12 protein-coding genes and 1 tRNA gene are annotated in these 21683 nt (G+C 45.2%); 4 read left to right on the plus strand and 9 right to left on the minus strand.

The window, feature by feature from the left end:
* Positions 1–70 precede the first annotated feature (70 nt).
* On the minus strand, positions 71–2497 hold the full coding sequence (locus tag QVE09_RS09020; RefSeq protein ID WP_315936539.1) for a flavocytochrome c: 2427 nt from the start codon (positions 2495–2497) through the stop codon (positions 71–73).
* Between the two features lie 13 nt (positions 2498–2510).
* Complete coding sequence (locus QVE09_RS09025; protein WP_315936540.1) at positions 2511–3128, minus strand: NADPH-dependent FMN reductase; 618 nt, start codon at positions 3126–3128, stop codon at positions 2511–2513.
* 177 nt (positions 3129–3305) lie between these two features.
* On the opposite strand from QVE09_RS09025, the gene QVE09_RS09030 reads away from it, so the two are divergent.
* Positions 3306–4235 carry a LysR substrate-binding domain-containing protein gene (locus QVE09_RS09030; protein WP_315936541.1) on the plus strand — a complete coding sequence of 310 codons (930 nt, stop codon included), beginning with the start codon at positions 3306–3308 and terminating at the stop codon, positions 4233–4235.
* 9 nt (positions 4236–4244) lie between these two features.
* Entirely contained in the window at positions 4245–5192 is a 948-nt protein-coding gene (locus QVE09_RS09035) for an FAD:protein FMN transferase (protein ID WP_315936542.1), read from the plus strand.
* 121 nt (positions 5193–5313) lie between these two features.
* On the opposite strand, the gene QVE09_RS09040 is transcribed toward QVE09_RS09035, so the two are convergent.
* Complete coding sequence (locus tag QVE09_RS09040) at positions 5314–13362, minus strand: immunoglobulin-like domain-containing protein (protein WP_315936543.1); 8049 nt, start codon at positions 13360–13362, stop codon at positions 5314–5316.
* 392 nt (positions 13363–13754) lie between these two features.
* On the opposite strand from QVE09_RS09040, the gene QVE09_RS09045 reads away from it, so the two are divergent.
* A complete protein-coding gene (locus tag QVE09_RS09045; RefSeq protein WP_315936544.1) occupies positions 13755–17375 on the plus strand; it encodes an S-layer homology domain-containing protein in 3621 nt (1206 codons plus the stop codon).
* A gap of 248 nt (positions 17376–17623) precedes the next feature.
* On the opposite strand, the gene QVE09_RS09050 is transcribed toward QVE09_RS09045, so the two are convergent.
* Together QVE09_RS09050 and nrdR are read right to left on the minus strand one after the other, a co-directional pair.
* Positions 17624–17696, minus strand: a tRNA-Ala gene (locus tag QVE09_RS09050).
* 185 nt (positions 17697–17881) lie between these two features.
* Positions 17882–18349: a transcriptional regulator NrdR gene (nrdR, locus tag QVE09_RS09055; RefSeq protein WP_026081166.1), complete on the minus strand. Its 468-nt coding sequence runs from the start codon at positions 18347–18349 to the stop codon at positions 17882–17884.
* Positions 18350–18465: 116 nt separating this feature from the next.
* Between nrdR and QVE09_RS09060 the strand changes: the two genes are divergently transcribed.
* Complete coding sequence (locus tag QVE09_RS09060; protein WP_017689472.1) at positions 18466–18687, plus strand: alpha/beta-type small acid-soluble spore protein; 222 nt, start codon at positions 18466–18468, stop codon at positions 18685–18687.
* Between the two features lie 82 nt (positions 18688–18769).
* Here the strand turns inward: QVE09_RS09060 and QVE09_RS09065 are convergent, their stop codons facing one another.
* From QVE09_RS09065 to mutM, 4 genes are all read right to left on the minus strand, one after another.
* Positions 18770–19333, minus strand: a complete 564-nt coding sequence (locus QVE09_RS09065) for a lytic transglycosylase domain-containing protein (RefSeq protein WP_315936545.1) — start codon at positions 19331–19333, stop codon at positions 18770–18772.
* Entirely contained in the window at positions 19330–19926 is a 597-nt protein-coding gene (gene coaE / locus QVE09_RS09070) for a dephospho-CoA kinase (RefSeq protein ID WP_315936546.1), read from the minus strand. Before coaE ends, QVE09_RS09065 begins: the two co-directional genes overlap by 4 nt.
* 9 nt (positions 19927–19935) lie before the next feature.
* Positions 19936–20709, minus strand: coding sequence for a manganese efflux pump (locus QVE09_RS09075; protein ID WP_315936547.1), 774 nt, complete (start codon positions 20707–20709; stop codon positions 19936–19938).
* Positions 20710–20850: 141 nt separating this feature from the next.
* Positions 20851–21678: a DNA-formamidopyrimidine glycosylase gene (mutM, locus tag QVE09_RS09080; protein WP_036669994.1), complete on the minus strand. Its 828-nt coding sequence runs from the start codon at positions 21676–21678 to the stop codon at positions 20851–20853.
* Positions 21679–21683: the final 5 nt, after the last annotated feature.

Genomic DNA, 21683 nt, shown 5'->3' on the forward strand with positions numbered 1-21683 from the left:
AAATCCTTGTGTTAGGCGGGTTCTTTACATATGGAAAACCTGGAGTAATCTATATTTCTTATTTTACATTCTAATCATTCATCTCATCAACAGCAGTCTTACCAGCGATTCGCCCGAAAGTAAATATGTCAGTCAAGGCATTACCACCTAAACGGTTGCCTGCATGTATACCTCCTGCAACTTCCCCAGCAGCATACAGATGTGCAATCGGCTGACCGTTTTCATCCAATACGCGAGTTTGGGTGTCGATCTTAATTCCGCCCATGGTATGATGAACCGCCGGTTTTCTAGGCGTAGCATAGAATGGAGACTTCTCGACTTTTAAGCTAAACGTATCCTTATGGAACTCCGGATCAAAGCCCGCATCCACATAAGAGTTATACTTATCAATCGTAGTTCTAAGAACCTGAGGGTCCATATTGATTTTTACTGCCAGTTCTTCTATCGTATCGGCTCTGAACAAGGTACCTGCTTCGACTTGACGGTCTATCTTTTCCTGGCTTGTGTTCGCTGCCGTTTTCTTGATCTCGTCATCCGCAATCAGGTAAAATAAACTTCCCTGCTCGATAGCTGCTTTCGTTAAGACATCTCGTCCAGAGAATTCATTAACAAATCGTTCTCCCTTTTTATTCACAATGACAAAGTTTTCAGGCGGTACTTGCAGTCCACTGAAGAGTTCGCCAGTTTCCGGATCGGCAACCGGCATCATTTGAGTAAAGCCCATGCCTGTCAGTGCTGCTCCTGCACTCTTACCAAGCGATATTCCATCACCAGTCATCGCATAGGAATTTGTTGTTTTGATATCATCGTCAATATGGCTCCAGTACGTGTTGTATTCCTTGAGCATCTGTGTATTTGCACCAAAACCACCACTAGCAAGAACAACCGCTTTAGCATGAATGGTAATTTTCTGTCCGTTAACTCCGGTTGCGATGACACCTGTTATTTTTCCATCTTCGATGATCAGTTGTTTGACCGGGCTATCCGTAATAATTTTTCCTCTATTCTCTTCTACATATTTGCTAAGTGCAATGATAAAGGCAGAGCCATAACTTTTGACTGGTTTATGACCACGGCGCCAAAGGGCACCTACTGGAGCAAACACGATGCTTTTATCATATTCAACCCCGATATCCTCAAGCCACTTTACACTTTCCAAGGCACGGTCTGTAAGTACTTTGACCAGATCGTATTGTCCATAGATCATGCTCCCATTCAGGTCTGTTCGTTTGCCCCCGAAATACGTTTGCATTCTGTGAAGAAGTGGGGAGTCGAATAAATAAGCCTTTTCTGTGCCGAACTTATCCTGATAGACTGCAAACTCTTCTTTCAGAGCATGAAAATCATCGATATATTCCGGATGGATCAAGCTCTCATCGGTACTTAATAAATTCTCAATCGTCTGTCTTTCTCCTGGATTCTCAGTGAACTGTTGTTGCCATACAGGATCTGCAGCATTGACAGGACCACCTGAACGGATCGTATTTCCCCCAACAGCAGGATATTTCTCAAGTACAATCGCACTTGCTCCTTGTTGTAAAGCTGTGGCAGCAGCACTGAGTCCTGCGCCACCTCCACCTACAACGACCACATCGCAAGTGTATTCTTCGTCATCTTTCATCTGGCTGCTAGCAGGTTTTGGACGTCTTTTCAGAATATCCGGGTTAACTCCGGCAAGCTTAACCGCTTTGGATACACCGTTAATCACAGCGTTACTCGTTTCAGAAGCACCTGAGAGAGCATCTACATTCAGCGTCTGTCCCTCAATGATTTTATTCGGAATTCTTATAAATACAACATCGGCGATGCCTTCGGTTTCACCCTTCGAATCGATATCGATGCTTTCAATTCTATTTTCACTAAAGGATACCTTCATCGGAAGATTGCCACTGTGACCTATGGCATTGATCTCATACACACCGGGTCTATAGGTAAACTCCTCTTCTTCGTTGAGCTGATTTGAAATTCTGGCAAACCGAAGGAACCGCAGGAAACATGTTTCCAGGAAATCGATCGTTCCTTCATTGTTCAGGCTACCTGATTCGTCAAATGCTTGATGTGCGCTGCCAAGCAAAAATTCATACCCTGGCATCACATTAGCTTCGACACCTGGTGCATCCAGGATTTGACGAAGATGTAGCTGTGCACGCGAGGAACCTTGTGTTCCCTGTGATGCACCAATGATCATCACGGGTTTGCCAGCCAGCGGATGGATTTCAAAGCTCAACCATTCCAGCAGGCTTTTAAGGGATGAAGGGATGGAATGGTTATATTCTGGAGTCGCAATAATGACACCATCACTTGCCATAATTTTTTCATTAAACGATTGTATAATTGCACTGTTTGTTTGGTTATCGGACTGATTAAACATCGGAACATCTGTAATATCGAGGATTTCAATAGCTGCTCTGGACTCAAAATGCTTTTGTATGAATTGAAGCAGCTTGCGATTATACGATTTCTTTGCATTTGTGCCAACGATCGCTATGATTTTCATTGTGATTAGCCCCCTACTCTTGCCAGGAAAATTTTTTCGTTTTTTTCTTCAACGTTCGTTTTGATAACAGTTCCGTAGTGATCTCCGTAAACAAAACAAACTCATTGAAGATTTCGTCAAGCTCCGCTACTTTGTCAGCGTCAATGAGATTACCACTGCTATCAAATGCACGCTGTGATTTTCCCAAAAGAAACTCGCTGCTAGGCATCATTCTCGCACCAAGCTCAGGCGAATCCAGGATTTGTCTAAGATGCGCTTGTGCCCTTGAAGAACCGAGTGCACCATGTGAAGCACCCACAATCAGAACCGGCTTGTCTTTCAAGGTTTGAGTGGTATAACTGATCCACTCCAGCGCACTTTTTAACACGGCAGGGATCGCATGATCATACTCAGGAGTAGCGATAATGACACCTTTCGCTCTAGAGATTTGATCTAATAAGTCTTGCACCTTCACAGGAATATCAACATCGGCATCCTCTAATTCATCTTTTTCAATAAAAGCAGGCAAATCCTTAATTTCAAACAAGTCAATCTGGGCTTCACTAGCAAAATGCTTCTGCATAAATTGAAGTAGCGTGCGGTTGGTTGAACCATCTGAATTTGTGCCTACGATAGCTAAATAGTTCATCATAATCCCCTCTCTGTCATTCAAGATGATGTTCGTAAATGTCAGAATCGTTCTTTCGGCATAACTCTAACATATCAAAGCTCAAATGATCTAATAGTTATTCATTGCAGTTTGATAACTAATTTGTTATAATCACCTCAAATTCAAAGTTTGTTACTTTTTTCACAAATGGTGAGGAACATGTCTAAGTTAGAATCTCAAGATATCTTGTGTTACATTGACAGCCTATTGAAATACAGTAACTATAGCAGGGCTGCCCATTCCCTTTACATATCTCAGCCCTACCTCACTAAGGTTATCAAGAAAATCGAAAGTGAGTTGGGCTGTGAGCTAATCACTCGCAACAAACTTCCGTACCGATTAACGGAGCAGGGGAAAATATATTATCAATACCTAACGTCACTCGAACATAGCTACGCCAAGCTTATGAGGGAAATCTCATATGTATCGGATATGGGCATTAAAGTGTTACGGATCGGCATTCTGCCCAGCCTCGGTGCGTACTTAACGCCCCTTTTTTTACCAGCTTTTCTGGAGCTTCATCCTGCTTATAAAATTAATCTTGTCGAGGATTTACCTGAAAAAAATGAGAAACGTCTCCAAAATAATGAGTTGGACTTCTGGATCGGGCAAAATTCAAGCAGTATCTCCCCTAACTTGAACTCGTTTAACTGGGGCAGGCACAGTTACCAGGCCATCATTCCACGTTGCTGCGAATTATATCAAGAGAATGTTGCAATCATCCCGGAGGGCACGATTGAGATTAGCACCATTTTGAATCAACAGCTTATTCTAACGTCCAAGGGTTCGGCAATCCGAAAACAGATTGATCAATTGCTCAGTGTCTACAAGATACAGCCCAATATCGTGATGGAGAGCAAAGAAATCTACACGGTACTAAAGCTGGCAAAGCATAATTTAGGTCTGACCTTTGTGCCTGAAAGTATCCATATCAAGGAGTGCCCTTCGGAATACAACATCTATCCAATCCCTGTAGAGAAGATGAGTCTGGATTATTTTATAGCCCATCATGGAGAAAAAAAGCTGAATAGCGTGGATCATGACCTCATCCATACTTTTCTCAATCACGGACAACAATGCGCGATATAGGAGGCTATCATGAAACCTTTTACGAGAACGATACCGCTCATGGGAACGAACATATCCCTCTATATCGAGGGGACAGATGCTGAAGAGCTTGCCGAGGAAGCCGTGAATATGCTCGTCCGTTATGAACAAGTGTTTAGTGCCAACAGTGAGCAATCGCAGCTTGCCATGTTAAAAAAAGAAGCCGCATCACATCCGCTTAGAGTAGACAAGGAACTGTATGATCTTATTAAGATAGGCAAAGAACACAGCCTGAACGAAGATTCTTTTTTGAATATTGCGATAGGCCCTTTAATTAAATTGTGGAAAATTGGTTTCCGCGAGGCACATGTGCCGAAGGATACAGACATTAAAGCGGTGCTGGAGCTCTTGAATCCGGAGCATATACAGCTTGACGATGAACTGCAAACGGTTCGTTTATTCAAAAAGGGCATGGAGATCGACCTTGGAGCGATTGCTAAAGGTTATTTTGCTGATCAAGTTATGGCATTTTTCAAGAAAAATGGAGCTACGTCCGCTATGGTAGATATGGGTGGCAATGTTCTGGTTCATGGTGATTCCCCCACCGGGTCCAATCACTGGAAAGTTGGAATCCAAAATCCCTTTTTACCAAGAGGGAATGCAGCAGCACTCGTTAGTATACGGGAGCAATCCGTTGTTACATCAGGAATATACGAGAGAGTTTTAGAGAAGGAAGGGCAGCAATACCATCATATATTCAGCAGTAAAACTGGCTATCCCATTGAAAGTAATATCGCTTCATTGACCATTATTGCAGAACAATCGCTGGATTGTGACATCTATACGACAGAATTGTTCGGGTTAGATGCGGTATCCATTATTCATAAAGTAAATGCAATGAAACATATTGAGGCGGCTGTCATCACGACCGATGGAAATCTGGCCTATACCGATAATCTTAGGGGAAGAATTGAGCCCGTGAACAGACCTACGACATAAGTGGATATCATCTTTCCTCCTACTCACTGATCAAACAGATAAAAAAGTGGACGGAAAAAGTTCTTCCGCCCAACTTTATTATCTGAGTGAATCAATAGCAACTGCCTTATACTTAACGTGTCTACATCAAACCCAACAAATTATAGATCATCACTGCTGCTTCTGCACGGCTAGCATTCTTCTTCGGTGCAAACTCATCATTACCTACACCGTTTATTATGCCTGCTCCATGTATTGCCTCTACCGCTTGCTTCGCATAACTTGCGATGTTTGCTTCATCCTTGAAGGCTGTAGCTTCACCACTTGTTAACGCTAGTTGCTTCATTTGGATCGCCTTGTATACCATAACCGCCATATCTTCTCGTGTAATGTTCTCATGAACTCCGAATCGTCCATCTGGTTTCCCGTTCACAATCCCCAGCTTCTGCGCGGTTGCGATATTTCCATGGTACCATTCTCCTTGCTTCACATCATTAAAACTTGTCGTTGCGCTCTCATCCGATAGCTCAAACATATTCATCAGCATGGTGATGAATTCTGCTCTTGTCACTTGACCCTTCGGATTAAACTCGCCGTCGCCTACACCCTTCACAATGCCTCTTGCTCCCAATGCTGAGATCGCATCCTTCGCCCAGTCTTGGGTCACATCCTTAAAGCTCGTTGCAACATACGCTATCGTATACTTGCTTAGATACGTTGGCTTGAACTCTACTTTTCCTGTCGCTGCATTGTATTTACCATTCGTCACCACTCTTAGCTCTCCGTTGTCCTTCACATCGTATACGACGACGTTGTTTGGATTTTCGCCAGCCTTTAGTGTATATGGCAATTCAATCACGAGATCATCTCTGCCATCAAACTCTGTAAGTTTCTTACCATCCATCGTTAGCTCGATATCGTATACGACCTCACCGTTCAGCTGAGCTTGTGCATTAGCTGGCAAGTGATTAGCTACGATTTTCTTAATCGACAATTCTAACGTTTTCCCAGCACTTGTTCCTGTTCCAAGCCGTTCGGTTGCCACGGTTACGACTGCAGAGCCTGTGTTGATCTCAATGCGATCTACCGTAGAAGATCCACTTGTTAAGCGCGCATCTACTGCTAGCTCAATCGTTAGCCCGTTCAAGCTTGCATCAGCTTCAACTCGCACCTGTAGCTTACCGCCTGTCGTTTGATCAAGCGCACGCTTCATTGTATCTGCACTTAACTTCACTTCAGAAGTACCGCTCTCATTTACAACTGGTTTAATATTTATTTGGCCGTTGTCCATGACCACTGGCTCATTTCCACCTGGAGCTGTTGGTACTGAAGGTGCAGAGATGTTACCGTCACCGCCACCATTTCCATTCCCACTGCTTGGTGCTTGTGGTGTTCCATCAACCGATGGCGTTACCTTTACCGTAGCGCTCGATGATAAACCACCATCGACTGTAGTTACTGTAATGCTTGCTGTTCCTGTTGCCACTGCTGTTACTCGACCTGTCGCACTTACAGTAGCAACAGCTGTATTGCTTGAGCTCCATGTTACTGCTTTTTTCGTTGCATTAGCTGGTGCTACCGTAGCTGTCAATTGCCCTGATTGACCTTCTACAATTGATAACGTCGTTTTGTCCAAGCTAATACCGCTAACGGGTACGGTCTTTCCGTTGAGTGCATCATACTCACTTTGTGTAATTGGAATTACCGTTCCGTGACGCGGACTAGCTGGTAAGTTGTAGTTAGAAGATAATGTCCAGACACCTGATGCAAGATTGGTTGTCTCAAATGGAACATAACCTCTTCCACCAAACTCATCTACGAATAAATACCATTTTTCCTCGGTATTCGATTTGAAGATCGTTGGACCCTCGACCCATTTGATGTTACCAACGCCTTGATTAATCATCTTGAAGGTTGGATCTAAGATCGAGTTACCCACCTCTTGGAAGATCATCTTGCCAAATGGAGCAGAAGCTCCGTTGTCTTGCTCATCCTTCGTAAAGCGATACACTTTTCCTTCATGCTCAATCATCGTTGTGTCAATGATGGAATATCCATAATCCAGATATACTTGCGGTTCCGTAAACGTATAGAAATCTCTTGTCTTGCTATACATCATTTTTTGATATGCACTGCCCGTATGGGATGCATCATCAAACATTCTTGATGCCCAGAATACGATATATTCCCCCGTTGTCTTGTCGTACATAATTTCTGGTGCCCATGTATTACCCGCTTCTTCCGGTGCAACCTCTACCATGCGTTGATCTGTCCAGTTGACTAAATCATTCGATTCCCAAACCATAATGGAACGACTGCCCCATGTCTGTGCTCTACCCCAGTTACCATTGCCGTTAATTTTCAGATCGGTAGCGATCATGTAGAACTTGTCACCTTCAGGCGAACGAATAATGAACGGATCACGTACCCCTTTCTCCCCTAAGGTAGAGGTCAACACAGGTTTACCATCATTCAATTCTCGCCAGTTCAACGGATCATTGCCGTTACTTAGTGCAAAGTAAACTTGCTCGCCTGTTGCAGTACCTTCTCCAGTGAAATATGTGAAAAAGTATCCCGCATAATTTTCATCAGCAGGCCGTTCCTTCACCTTCGCAATGAATTCCTTCGTAGTGGATGCTGCATTTAATGTAATTGTAGCTGTAAGCTTCACGTCTACATTTCCACTACCGTGTGCCGGACGTTTTACTTCTCCAGTAACTGAAACGACGTTCGGTTGAGCAGAAGCCCAAGTAATGGTTGTTCCGTATAGTCCAGATGCTAGTAGTGTTATATGACCTCTTACATCATTAATGTTATGAACGACTAGTGCTGCTTTTGCTTCATCTACAGAAGTGGCATCGCTCGGCAATGCCTTAACCATCAACGTAAAGGTTTTGTTAACTGTCTCTGTACCATCTGTAAATACTGCTGTTAACGTTACAACTTGATCGCCAGTTGCGTTCGCTGGTCTAGTTACGGCACCTGTAGTTGAGATTACATTCCCCTTATCCGAAGTCCAGCTTATTGTTGTGCCATAAGCACCTGATGTTGGCAAAGTTACATTGCTTATAATCTCATCTTTTGATGTATTCGAGGCAAGAAGATCATCAATCGTTAATTTCTCTGTCGCAGCCGATACAAGCATGCCCTCCAGTAAAGCAATCTTCTGATCTGCCTGAGCCTTAAGTGATTTAATATCCGCAACAGTCATAGCACCATCATAGATTTGGAAGTCTGCAATCAACCCGCCGAAGTATGGATCATCTGTATAGAATGACTTACCAATGTTTCCACTACTGCCTGAAGTATTTTTTATTTGTTCTAATGTCATTCCATTCGTAGAGCCTGATGCAACAGGAACTCCATCAATATAAAGCGTTAGTGTACCATCTGTACCTGAAACAACCGTCGTAACGACTTTCCATTCATTATTCTTTAAGCCCGTGGTCGAAGCTGAAGACTCATTATTCCAGGCATTCGTCGCGATACCCAACCGGGCTAGACCGTTAGCATTATAACGTGGTGTGAAATACGTATAGTGCATATTATTGTTTGGTCTTCCTAATGCATATAACCACTCCGCAGCGTTTTTACCGCTCCAGTTCACAATGGATGAAACGGTCATATCCGTTAATCCATCGAGAACTCCTTGTGGCAGCTCAACATAGGAGTTAGTTGTGCCACCAGTAAAGCTTAGTACACCCGCATCTTGTTTACTAATCCATTCTGCTTTAGACGGATTCATCCATTTTCCGTTAAACTTTCCTGTTTGGTCAACAACCGTCGCACCATCGATATCATTCATATCGTAGTGGAGAATGAGTTCTGCCCCAGACGGCTGCTCTACTGGAGGAGTAACGTCTTCATTAGCTAAAGTTGCAATCTCTTCAACAGATAATGCACGATTATAGATACGGAAATCATCCAGTTTACCATCAAATAGATTATGAGAGCTGTTTCTCGATTTACCAATATAATTCATCGTTGTTTCCAGTAACATTCTCGGCTCCACGTTAAATGTCGAGCTACGCTTAACCTCTTGACCATTCACATACAATACGGCATCAAATTCATCCATTGTAATGGCAACATGCTGCCATGTCTTCGCTGGTAATAGTCCAGCATTTCTCACTGCATATTTATAATCTGATCCTAGTTTCGTGCTGTCATTGCTAAATTTCTCTGTAAAAGGGGTTACGACAGCAAACTCCAGACTACCTGTATCCCCTTGTGTACTCAAATACATGGTGTTGCGGTTAACCTGTCTGCCTGTTTCGGAAGCAAAATCAAATATTCTTTGATTGGCCTGATTTCGGTCCATTTGAACCCATGTAGAGAAAGTAGCCTTCTCCAGATTCAAGGATTGAATCAGGTGATCTGGTAGCTTCACATATCCTGTTGATCCATTAAGCTCTAATGCACCACCCGTTTTACCGATACGATCCTCTTCATTAATCGTTGCTCCACCTACGAGTGTTGCGTGATGACCATTGCCAGAAATGTCATTCACCGTTGTACCATTCACTGTATTTGCATCGAATGAGTAATGTACAACCGGGTCTGTTGATGGTGACGGACCTTTCCATGCATACTTCTCTTGCAAAGCATCATACTCTGCACGTGAGATTGGAATTACCGTCCCGTGTCGTGGTCCTGGCGGCAGTGCATATTGATCACTACTTATTACATTGTTCATATATTGCGTGCTACTATCCAGATCTGTTGTATGACGTACATGATATGGCCATGAATCAAGGAACAGATACCATTTGTCCTTATGAATATCCTTAAAAATCGTTTGCCCTTCGTTGTTTCCATTATTTCCGATCAAGCCAAGTTTATTGTTACGTGTACCCGGAACAGCGTCGTATTGAAGGCCGTTAGCTGCTATTTTGTCCTTGTCATAATAAAAAGTGGGTGCTTTCTCCACATACACTTTGGTATTCACTTCTGATTTGGTGAATCGGTATAACATATCATTATGCTCAATGAACGTCGTATCAATGGTCGGAAGTGACTCATCAATCATGACCTTGGGCTCAGAAAAGGTGTAGAAATCTCGTGTTGTGGCGTAGTACATCACATTGTACTGACCTTCCGGTCTTCCGTTATAGTCACCATATGTCTCTGTGTTTTTCATCGATGATGCCCAAAACACGATATACTCTCCAGTTACCGGATCATAGATCGCTTCTGGCGCCCACGTATTTCCTCCCGTTTTAGGAGCCACCTTGATCATTCGCTGCTCACTCCAATTTACGAGATCCTCTGACTCCCATACCATCATGTAATGACTGCCTGTCATTTGAGCTTGATCGAAATTTGTACTTTCACCCATTTTCAAATCGGTTGCCAGCATATAGAATTTATCACCTTCTGCTGACCGAATAACGAATGGATCACGAAGTCCCTTTTCTCCCATATCGGATTGAAGAATCGACTTTCCATTATTCAGCGCTTTCCAGAACAATGGATCTTCAGCTGTAGCGAAGGATATCTCTTCACCACCCTCATACTCACCTGTAAAGTAAGCAAAGAAGTAAGCATCAGGCTTTACTGGCGCAGCTGCTTGTTTAATTGTAACGTTAAACGTAAGCTCTTTAGAAGCTGCACCATTCGTAATAGTAGCGATTAGCGTAACGGGTATATCCGTAGCTTGACGGCTAACCCAGCCTAACTGTGTAGCGTTACCAGCCGCTTCAGCCGTTCCTTTAACAACCTCCGGCCTGCTGGATGTCCATGTAATGGTGGAGCCTTGTTCACCTGTAGTGACAAGACGTAAGTTCCCTTTAACATTGTCCACATTGTAGATCTCTAATTGTTCAGCGTCTAAATCAACCTTCTGCTGATCATCGAATTGCTTCAAGATCGTAACAGGGAATATAGCTGTAGTCGATACGCCTTGATACGTTAAAGTAGCCGTAAGCTCTGCCTGAACATCACTGGATTGTGCATTTGGACGTTCTACAGTGCCACTGTCAGAAATGACCGTAGGATGACTGGAATTCCAAGTAATGCTCACGCCGTTTTTACCGCTTGTCGGTAATGTAACGTTTCTCGTTATCTTATCAGTGCTCTTATCGCCTTCACCTAAGTAACGACTGATGTTAAGTTGATTCGCTGCATCATCAACAGTGAGTTGACGTATTTTTGAGATGCGAGTTGCTCCCTCTTGTTGATATAACTCGCCTACTTCTTGCTCCGTCAACGCGCGATCATATACTCGAAAATCAGCTACGCTACCTTGAAGATACGGATCGTTTGAGAAGATTGACTTACCGATAAAACCAGAGAACGGAGTATCCGAATTAATAATCTCTGACAGCTTTAGTCCCTTCGCATTACCTGAAGCAACCTTAACTCCATCTACGAATAACGTTATCCTATTGCTAGCTTCGGACAAGGACACCGTTACATGCTTCCACTGTCCACCGATCAAGTTTGAGTTTGCGCCACCTGCAACTAATGCTTCGTTCGGCCAGCCATTTTTGGAGATACCTGTAGCGATCATATTACCTGATCCACTACCGTGACGTGGGGTTACAAAAAAATATTTGTTCGTTTCCGGCGTTAACACCGTACCCAAACCGAAAATCCAGCGATTCGTACCATCATTCGTCCAGTTCACGATGGAAGATACGGTAATCTCATTCAGACCTTGTAATAGATCCAGTCCATTGGAGCCCTTGGGAATCTCAACATAACCACTATTCGATGTAGAGCCTCCACCATTGAAGGAAATAAAGCCAACTTCACTATTGGAAATGAATTGTCCATTGTTTGGATTTCTAAATATTCCATCAAATGTAACTGCCTTGTTGGCAACATCCTTTAGTACGAGTTGACCGTCTACTTCGGCAGTCATTTTCATGTTGTAATGAAGAATAAGATCATCTTTGAGTGATTTTCCCTTAACGGTAACGGCTGATGTAGCTGTAAACTCTCCATCTTCAGTCTGTACCGTAATTGTGGCATTACCATCACTAACCGCTGTAACTTTACCCGTTGAATTGACAACCGCTACACTGGAATCACTAGATGTCCAGATAACTCTTTTATTGGTTGCATTTGAAGGTGAAATTGTAGCCACTAATGTCTCGCTGTCCCCCATGGATAAACGAAGTTCAGATTCATTAAGAGAAACCTCCTTAACGGCAACCTGCTCCACAGTAGCACCTTTAGGTAGTAAGGTAACCACGAACTCCTTCGTTGCCTGGCTTCCACCTAAAGAAATGGTTGCAGTTAGCGTCACTTGTTGCTCCATCTCTCGTAAAAACACTTCCCCGGTTGGACTTATCGCACTTTCATCACTGGAAGTCCATGATATCATTGCGCCATTCTTATCTTCAGTAGGCAGTACAAGAGATTCAGTAACTGCCGATATATCACCTAACGTTAGCTCTACTTTGCCTTGTTGTACTTGCTTTTCATTCAATGATTGTTCATATACTACAGCGATATCCTCACTATTGAGTGCTTCTCCATAAATTCTTAAATCTTGAAAGCTGCCCGCAAAAGTAGCATCCCCCAAATAATTGGAGCGACCGATGTAAGCTTGCAAATCCGTACCAAAGCTTGCTGTTGTTTTCTCTTTGGCGGTCGTGCCTATACTTACACCGTTAATGTAACCTGTAATAGAGCGTTCTGTAATAACCGTTGTATAGTGAACCCATTGACCTTTGTACTGTGACGTAGAAGTGCCTGATACCCCTACCTCAGTCGTCCAAGGCTGGTCAACATTATTGCTATTCGTAAATACGGACTTAAAATCACCACTTGAATTCGATGGATTAAACATCCAGTAATTCGTTGGCAAGTTATTGCCAGCGGCTGGCGTACCGTAGAATAATGCTGAGTAGTTCCCACTCCCCGTGTTGCTCTTGATCCATACAGATATCGTTGTATTTTCTTGATGATCAAACAAACCCGTAGGAAGCTGAACGTAGTTCGTATTACTATCTGTTCCCCCAGGTAGAGTGAGACCATCGTTGTACGTAATATTTCCTACGGCCGTTCCATGCTTTTCATTACCTGATATATCCTGTACATCCTCAAGCAATGGATAATGTGCCAACATCGTTGGTGTTATTGTGTCCGCTGAAGCTTGATTGGTAAATGGCAGAACAAGACTAAAACAGCTACTAAAGGTCAAAAGAAAAGCTAACATTATGATTGATATTCGCTTCCGCATAGCATTCTCCCCTTCGGTTAATATTCAGAAGCATACAACCCCTTCTCACCTTTAAAACTAGACCACCTCGCTCAAGGAAATAGAGAAGCGCCTCAAAAAGAATGCGCTTACATTTCTTCTCATATTACGTATTCAAGACTTTCAATTCAATGTACTATCTTGTTAATAATGTGGATTTTTTTATTGCAATTTGAAATTGATGCAGACTGCAACACTATCTCCATACTTCGAAGTAATCGTTTTCATTTGTAAATATACGCTAGGTTTAAATTAAAGGATTGAAGCCCTGATAAACATAATATATATAGTTGGGCGCTTGTAAAACGCTTCCAAATATGGTGCAGGTGAAACCATGAGCGCACCGGATCAAAAAATAAGGAGGATTGCAATCTATGCCAAAACGATTTAGAAAAATGCTCGCGTTCCTTTGCTGCTTGGTCATGGTGGCCTCACTAATGCCTACGAGCTACGCTGCCGACAATGACAACATCGAGAGCTCAGCAGAAGCGAATGAAACATCGACCGCCATTTTTGGAACTCCCGAACTCGGGTCAAACGATCCCCTCTGGGACCAAACCATGGAGCATCACATCAACAAAAGCACAGTACCCACCGACCCCAGACCCCATGCCACGGGCACAGCCAGAATCCTTTGGGATCATGATTACCTGTATGCCCGCGTAGTTGTACATGACAGTAATCTATATCAGGGAGCTGGTGGAGATCACCGATACGACAGTCTGGAGTTTTATGTTGGCACCGGAACCGGAGGCTCAAACCAATGGCGCGTCAGCGCGACGGGCGTGTTTTCAGGGCAGGCCGCTCCGGGCAGAGCTGCGTGGACCCAGATCACGGAAACCGGATATATTGTGGAGATGAGAATACCCAAAAGAACCTTGACCTTGGAGGAGGGCAAGCTTACCTTTGAGGTCTATATCAATAACTCGACAGAAAACGGTGCTGATCGCTATGAAGTCGTTTCCAGTTTTGGAGATCCGGACGCGGCTTATACCAGCTCTGATTCATTTACAGACAGCCTGCAGCTCATTTCAGCCAATGAAGTCGACACCAGATTTTCAATCACCGCCACTGCGGGACCGGGCGGCTCTATCATGTCCAACTCACCCGGCGATGTTCTCAGAGTTGATCGGGGCTCTAACAAAGACATTACGTTTACCCCTGATTACGGCAAAATTGTAGATACTGTAACGGTAGACGGCGAGACCGTGACTCTCTCTGCTGGCACGTATACCTTTTCGAATATTGAGACTAACCATACCATTCATGTGACATTCAAAAATGATCCGGACGCGGGGATACTTCCCTTTATCGTGTGGAATGACAACTTCGCCAGTGGCGAGTACACAACGGCTGTTATCATTGATTTAGGCGAGGGGAAGTCGGCGTTAGGCTCCACGCTTAATCCGGACTTGTTTGCCTTATCGGCTAGGAACACGACCCTGAACGGCGAAGCAGTGACCTTTGAAGGACCACGCAAAATCACAAGGGTGTACGCTAATGACGAGCCAAAGGTACGCGGCTATGTGGGGCAGGTTAGCAATTCACCAGATTATCAGGACGGACTGGCGAGCGGTCGTTACATCGTTGTTGAGTCTGAGTTTTATTCAGAGAGCGGCGGCAATACAACGCTGGATGGCAGCAGTAACTCGACAAAGCAGGTTTACACCGTTGTCCAAAAAGGTGAAATCGTACTGACAGAAGGAAATCCGCTTCACAATGTGGTTTTTGAACAGGAAAAGGTTGTTAATCCAATCCTCGATAAGTTCACAACTTTCACGGACAATTCGGTCAATCGCTCGCTCTACCTTCACAAGGGTGAAGACGGTAACGTGATGAAAGGATTGCCGCTGTATGTTTATACTCACGGCATGTCACGCGGTGGCACAAACGCTGCGACAGACCAAAAAGCGGCGATGAAATCAGCCAACGGCTCAGTCGCTCTAATGAAAAAGATGGAGCAAAATCCCGATAAGTACGCCAGCCATGTACTGAATATTTCCTATAATGGCGTATCTGTTCCCTCAACAGAGAATGTTAAGAAGATCATAGACGCCTTGATTTCCAGCGGCGAAGTAGACCCTAACCGTGTTTACGCGGCGGGCTTCTCCTGGGGCGGCCAGTATACAAACAACTTAGTTAACAGCTACCCTGGCTTCTTCGCTGCCGCCGCACCTATGGCCCCGGTAAGCGGTTCACCGAACGCAAAGGACAATGACGCTCACAACAACCTAGCCTATTGGATGTTTTTAAATGCTCATAATGTTGGAGGCTACCAGACTAACCTCAATAACTTCATTAATAACAATATGCCGAAAATGATCAACGCAAGGGCTTCACGCTTTGAGAGTAATGAGGCTCTTACGTGGCCCTACAATCAATTTGATCAGCCGAATCTGAGGCCTAATCCTGCCAATACACCTGTTCTGGCTGATTATATAGCGCATGAAGTGGAAGCAGCGGTTCTTTACAATCAGATCACAATGGGAACTTGGAGTATAGCGCCTACGGCGCAGTCCTCTAACTTGCCAGCTTGGAACAACGACTACACAGATGTATTTGATTGGATGTTCGCGCAGAGAAAACCGGTCGTACCCGGTACGCCGAGCAACTTCAATGCGACAGCGGGTGACGGACAGGTCACATTGAGCTGGACTTCTCCTGCTGACGATGGTGGCAGCGCGATATTGGCCTACAAGGTATGGTATGGCAATGTAACACCGATTGCATTGGATGCGGCGGAGACCAAATATACCTTCAAGAACCTGACAAACGGCCAAAATTACAGCTTCAAAATCGTTGCGGTGAACGCGAAGGGAGACGGCGCGGAGATCAGTGCAACGGCGATGCCGACGAAGACGACTCCTACCGTACCTGGTTCTGGTGGTACTACGGGCAACAACGGTAATACAAGCAACAGTGGTAATACACACAACACCAACAATACGAACACCGGGACAGACGCTGGAATGTCGAAGTCGACCTACACAGTGAATACCCCGAAGGATAAACCCGCTGTCACAGACAAAAATGGAAACACCACCCTGCCCGGCGGCGGCAAGATTTTGACCAAGGGCGGAATGGAAATCACGGTACCTGAAGGCACATCGATAGACTCATACGGTAAGGTGACCATTCCGGCGGACAAGAGCGCCCAAGTGACACTCCCAAGCAGCAACAGCACAGTGACCATTCCGGGCGGCTCGACGATCGCGAGCGACGGTACGATCACAGTAGGCGGCAAAGACGCGCATGTGAACCTGCCAAACGGTAATCAAGTGCATATCCACGGGGGATCGAAGATACGGAGTGGCGGCGCGGTTGTGGTAGGACTGAGCGGCGCAAGAGTTGGCTTAGACAACGGCATGTCGCTGAACATCCGTGAGGGTACGGAGCTGGCGTTTGATGACTCCATCCCACTAGGCTTCCTCGTGATATCAGGCAATCCTTTCAGGGATGCCAACATGGACGACTGGTTCTACAACGATATAAATTTCGCCTACACATACGATCTTTTCAACGGCACGACGTCCACAACGTTCTCACCGGGCAACGCAATGACGCGTGCAATGTTCGTGCAGGTACTGGCCAATCTTGAGAACGTAAACCTCTCCAGCTACACAAGTTCCCGCTTTAACGACGTGACGGACGGACAATGGTACACCGCGGCAGCCGAGTGGGCGGCCGAAAAAGGCATAGTCAACGGTACAAACACAGACATGTTTGATCCCAATTCACCGATGACGCGCGAGCAGATGCTGGTAATACTGTACAACTACATGAAGTACAAGGGCTATGAGCTACCTGAAAGCCACTCTAAATCCTTCACGGACGAGAGTGAGATCAGCTCTTGGGCGTTGGAGCCCGTTCAGGCGCTACAAGGCATCGGCATTGTATTAGGCAAGCCGGATAATCGTTTTGCTCCCCAAGCCACCGCCACCCGCGCCGAAGTAGCCACGATCTTTGTAAGGTTCGTCGAATATCTGGCTAACTGAAAGCGTATACAGAATTAAGGTGACACCTCCCGGTTGGACAATATCCAGCCGGAAGGGTCTCCTTGTTTTCAAATTTCAATTTTTTGATAACTCCACGGTCAGGACTTTAAACCCTCGATTTTTGACATCTAGAATATTCGTCCCCAAGCTTGTCCCCAAGTCCAAAAATTCTACTTAATTAATGCATGTTCTGATTTATTTCACCACAAAAAAACGCCATCACATATCGTGATGGCGTTCTTAAAGTATGGAGCCTAGGGGGATCGAACCCCTGACCTCATCGCTGCCAGCGATGCGCTCTCCCAGCTGAGCTAAGGCCCCAGGATATGAAATAGATAACTTGTCCAGCGCTGCTACGTTCCACAGGCGACTCCTATATCATATAAAATCCAGCTTTCGCTGTCAATCACTTTCTCAAGATCCAAAGTGATTGGAGAAGAACAACCGATTTCTCTGGTACACACGGACTGGAACTCCAGACTGCTCTTCTCCCTTTCCCCACTTCACTAATCCTCCAGATTGTCTTTGGACAACAGGGATTTCAGTTCTTTCATGAACATATTGATATCTTTGAACTGACGGTATACCGACGCAAAACGGACATACGCGACTTCATCGACTGGAAACAACTGTTCCATCAATAGCTCACCAATCTGGCGACTCTCCACTTCAGCATCAGCTGTATTACGCAGAGATTTCTCCACTTCAGATACCATCATCTCCAGCGTCTCTACGGAGACTGGACGTTTCTCACAGGCACGAATAAGCCCGCGGAGAATCTTGTCCCGGCTGAACTCTTCCCGGCTGCCATCTTTCTTAATAACAATCAGTGGAGTCTCCTCAATCATCTCAAACGTTGTAAATCTTCGGGCACACTGCTCACACTCACGGCGACGACGAATGGATTTTGCTTCGTTGGCCGGACGCGAATCAAGCACTTTGGTACCCATATAACCGCAATAAGGACACTTCAAAACAGATCACTTCCCACGTTTTACTTTTTACCACATATTCCCTGTACTGATTTTGTAATGAAAAACGCATTGCCGACACATAATACTTTTACCAACCCGCGAGGAGGTGAACAGCAATGGCACAAAGCAATGGTAACTCCAACAACCTGGTGGTAACTAAAGCTTCCGCAGCACTCGAGCAAATGAAATATGAAGTTGCTCAAGAACTCGGAATCAGCATCCCACAAGACGGATACCAAGGTAACATGACTTCTTACGAGAACGGTTCGATCGGTGGATACATCACGAAGCGTCTGGTAACAATTGCAGAACAGCAATTGGCAGGTCAATACCAATAATATCTGCATCGTAATACGCTACACAGAGGAGCATGGAGCGGCCGGTGAACAACCGGCCTGCTCTGTGCTTTTACTTATATACTTAGAACGTATTATAGATCTTTACATACTGATTATAATAGTAAATGACTCTTTGTACATAGTGACGCGTCTCACCAAACGGAATATCTTTCACTGTATCGAACGAGCCATCCCACACACCATCTCTAAGCCAACTGTTCACTTTGCCTGGGCCCGCATTATAGGCAGCGATCATAACTGCTTCATTGCCACCGAATTGATCGGACAGATTCCGCAGATACCAGGTACCTAACTGAATATTGCGTTCAGGCTCGTGCTTCAATTCCTCCAGCGAAGTGTCGGGAATTTTGGCTTGTTCCAGTATCCAGTTGGCCGTATCAGGCATCAGTTGCATGAGCCCAATGGCGCCTCGTTTGGATTCCTTGCTTGTCTTAAAATTGGTCTCCACCTTGATAATGGAAGCAATTAGAAACGGATCAACCTCATAGCTCTGAGATTGGGCACGGATCTCTTCCTTATAATGTATGGGATAGAACCATGCCATCCAGTTTGTATTCAGAAATAACACCAGTACAAAGGAAACAAACATCAACAGCAATACACGTTTCTTACGCAATATTCTCATAACAAACCCTTACGCTGTAGATATGAGTCAATTTGCTGTTCCGTCGCAGGCCATAAGCCGCTGTTATCGATGACAATGTCTGCCAGCTGTTTTTTGCGCTCAATATCCATCTGTACATCCATTCGAGCCTCAGCCTGTGCTGCAGTCATTCCATCCCGACCCATCAAGCGATCTCGTTGCACCGATCTCGGGACATATACAACCATGACTTCCTCGAAACCGTCCTCCAGACCTGATTCGTAGAGCAAAGGAATATCAGACACCACAAGTTTATGCGGATGTTGCAACGCGTATGCAGCAGCCCGTTCGCGCATCTCTTTTCGGATCGCCGGATGTGTGATGGCCTCCAATGCCTTTCGTTCCTCTGGTTGTTCGAAAACAATACTTCCGAGCTTTTTCCGATCCAGTGTTCCATCTTCGTTCAGTATGGCTTGTCCAAACCGCTTAACAGCGGCGGCCAACACGGGATGCCCGGGCATCATAACTTCCCGGGCAATAACGTCTGCATCGATGAGCAACGCTCCCTTACTGGCGAGATAGGCGGAAACACTGCTTTTGCCTGTCGCGATCCCGCCGGTTAAGCCTATATTCATCGTTTCACCTCATAACAACTTCATTATTCCCATAATCATTAACAATAGCGCTGGCAATACAGACAGTCTTCGCATCCAGCGCAGAGCTGAGAATCGTAGGCCAACCTTCATGCCGAGTGACAGAAAAGCCCCACTAAACAGTGCAATAATGAGTGCTGTCCATAGTGTAGGGAATCCCAGAAGTGCCGCTCCCAAACCTGCTCCAAACGCATCCAGAGACAGGGCAATACCCAGCCACATCGCTTCCTGGGCAGATATACTGCCCGAGTTATCCATATCCGCCTTGGAGGGACTGCGAAGGATCTGAATGACAACGCCAAGTTTACGCAGTTCCAATGTAAATACCATTCGTTCCAGTGATCCACTTGAAGCCGACTGTTCCAGATCCAGTGCAAGCACCTGATTTCTGCCCTTTGAATCCGACAGTCTCTCTTGTGCTTCTCCCACTCCAGTTACCTTTGCTTCTGTTCCCTCACCCATTCCAGTGTCTGTTTCCAGCTGTTCTTTGCCTTGCTTTCGAATTAGTTGCAACAGTGACCATGCACCAATACCAATCAATATAACGGCTCCCACGATCGAAGCGATATCCGGTGACACCACATGGGACAACAACACACCTACTTGCATCGACAAGGCAATAACCAATCCCGAACAGATCGAAATAACAGCGATAGATAACAGGGGAATCTTAGTCCTCCGTAACCCATATGTAATCCCGACTCCAAAACCATCTAAACTAAGCGCCAAAGCAAGCGCCAGCAATGAAATAAAATGATGCAGCACCCCGACTCCTCCTCTGTGCGGTACTCGTGCCAACTGAAGATGCCAGTATGGGTATACGCCCGCTTATTTCTGCCATATCAGTATATGGAGGGAGGAATCCAAGGGTGCTATGATTTCATCATTTCGTTCATTCAGTTCATGTTACAGCAGCTGACAGTTCGGACAAAAATGCGTGCCACGGCCACCAACCACCGTTTTTTCAATTAACGTACCACAAGTTGTACAAGGTTCTGATTTGCGTCCATAGATTTTCAGTTGATGCTGGAACATCCCCATCTCACCCTGTCCATTCACATAGGACTTGATGGAAGATCCACCTGCATTCACTGCATCTTGCAACGTAGCCACAATCGCTTCATGCAGCACCGTTAACTGAGCTTCGGTCAGTGTCTTGGCGATGGTCTCGGGATGGATACCTGCGCGAAATAGAGCCTCGTCCACATAAATATTCCCGATGCCAACCACATATGCCTGATTTAAAAGCACAGCCTTGATTTTGGTTGTACGCTTGCCAACCGCCTCGCGGAATGCAGTTACCGTAAAGGCTGGATCAAGCGGCTCCAGTCCCAGCTTCAGCAAAGGTTTGGACACCAGTTCCTCACCTGCATTAAACAAATGCATCGTACCGAACTGACGCACGTCCTTATAACGCAATTCCGTACCATCATTAAAATGGAAGATCACATGTGTATGTTTCTCCACATCTTCATGCTGCTCGTACACACCGTACCTTCCTTCCATCCGCAGATGGGAGACTAGCACCAGCCCGTCCAGCAAAATACGCAAAAACTTGCCGCGGCGCTCCACCCCAATGACGGTATGTCCCGCGAGTTCCATTGCAAATGCATCTATGTCGTCCGGCCGCTGAATAATCCGCGGCAAGCTAACGGTAACATGATCAATCGTTTTGCCCACAATAAGTTGATTCAATGTTCTTCTGACTGTTTCGACTTCCGGTAATTCCGGCATGATGT

The sequence above is a fragment of the Paenibacillus sp. ClWae2A genome, assembly GCF_032452295.1.
Taxonomy (GTDB): Bacteria; Bacillota; Bacilli; order Paenibacillales; family Paenibacillaceae; genus Paenibacillus.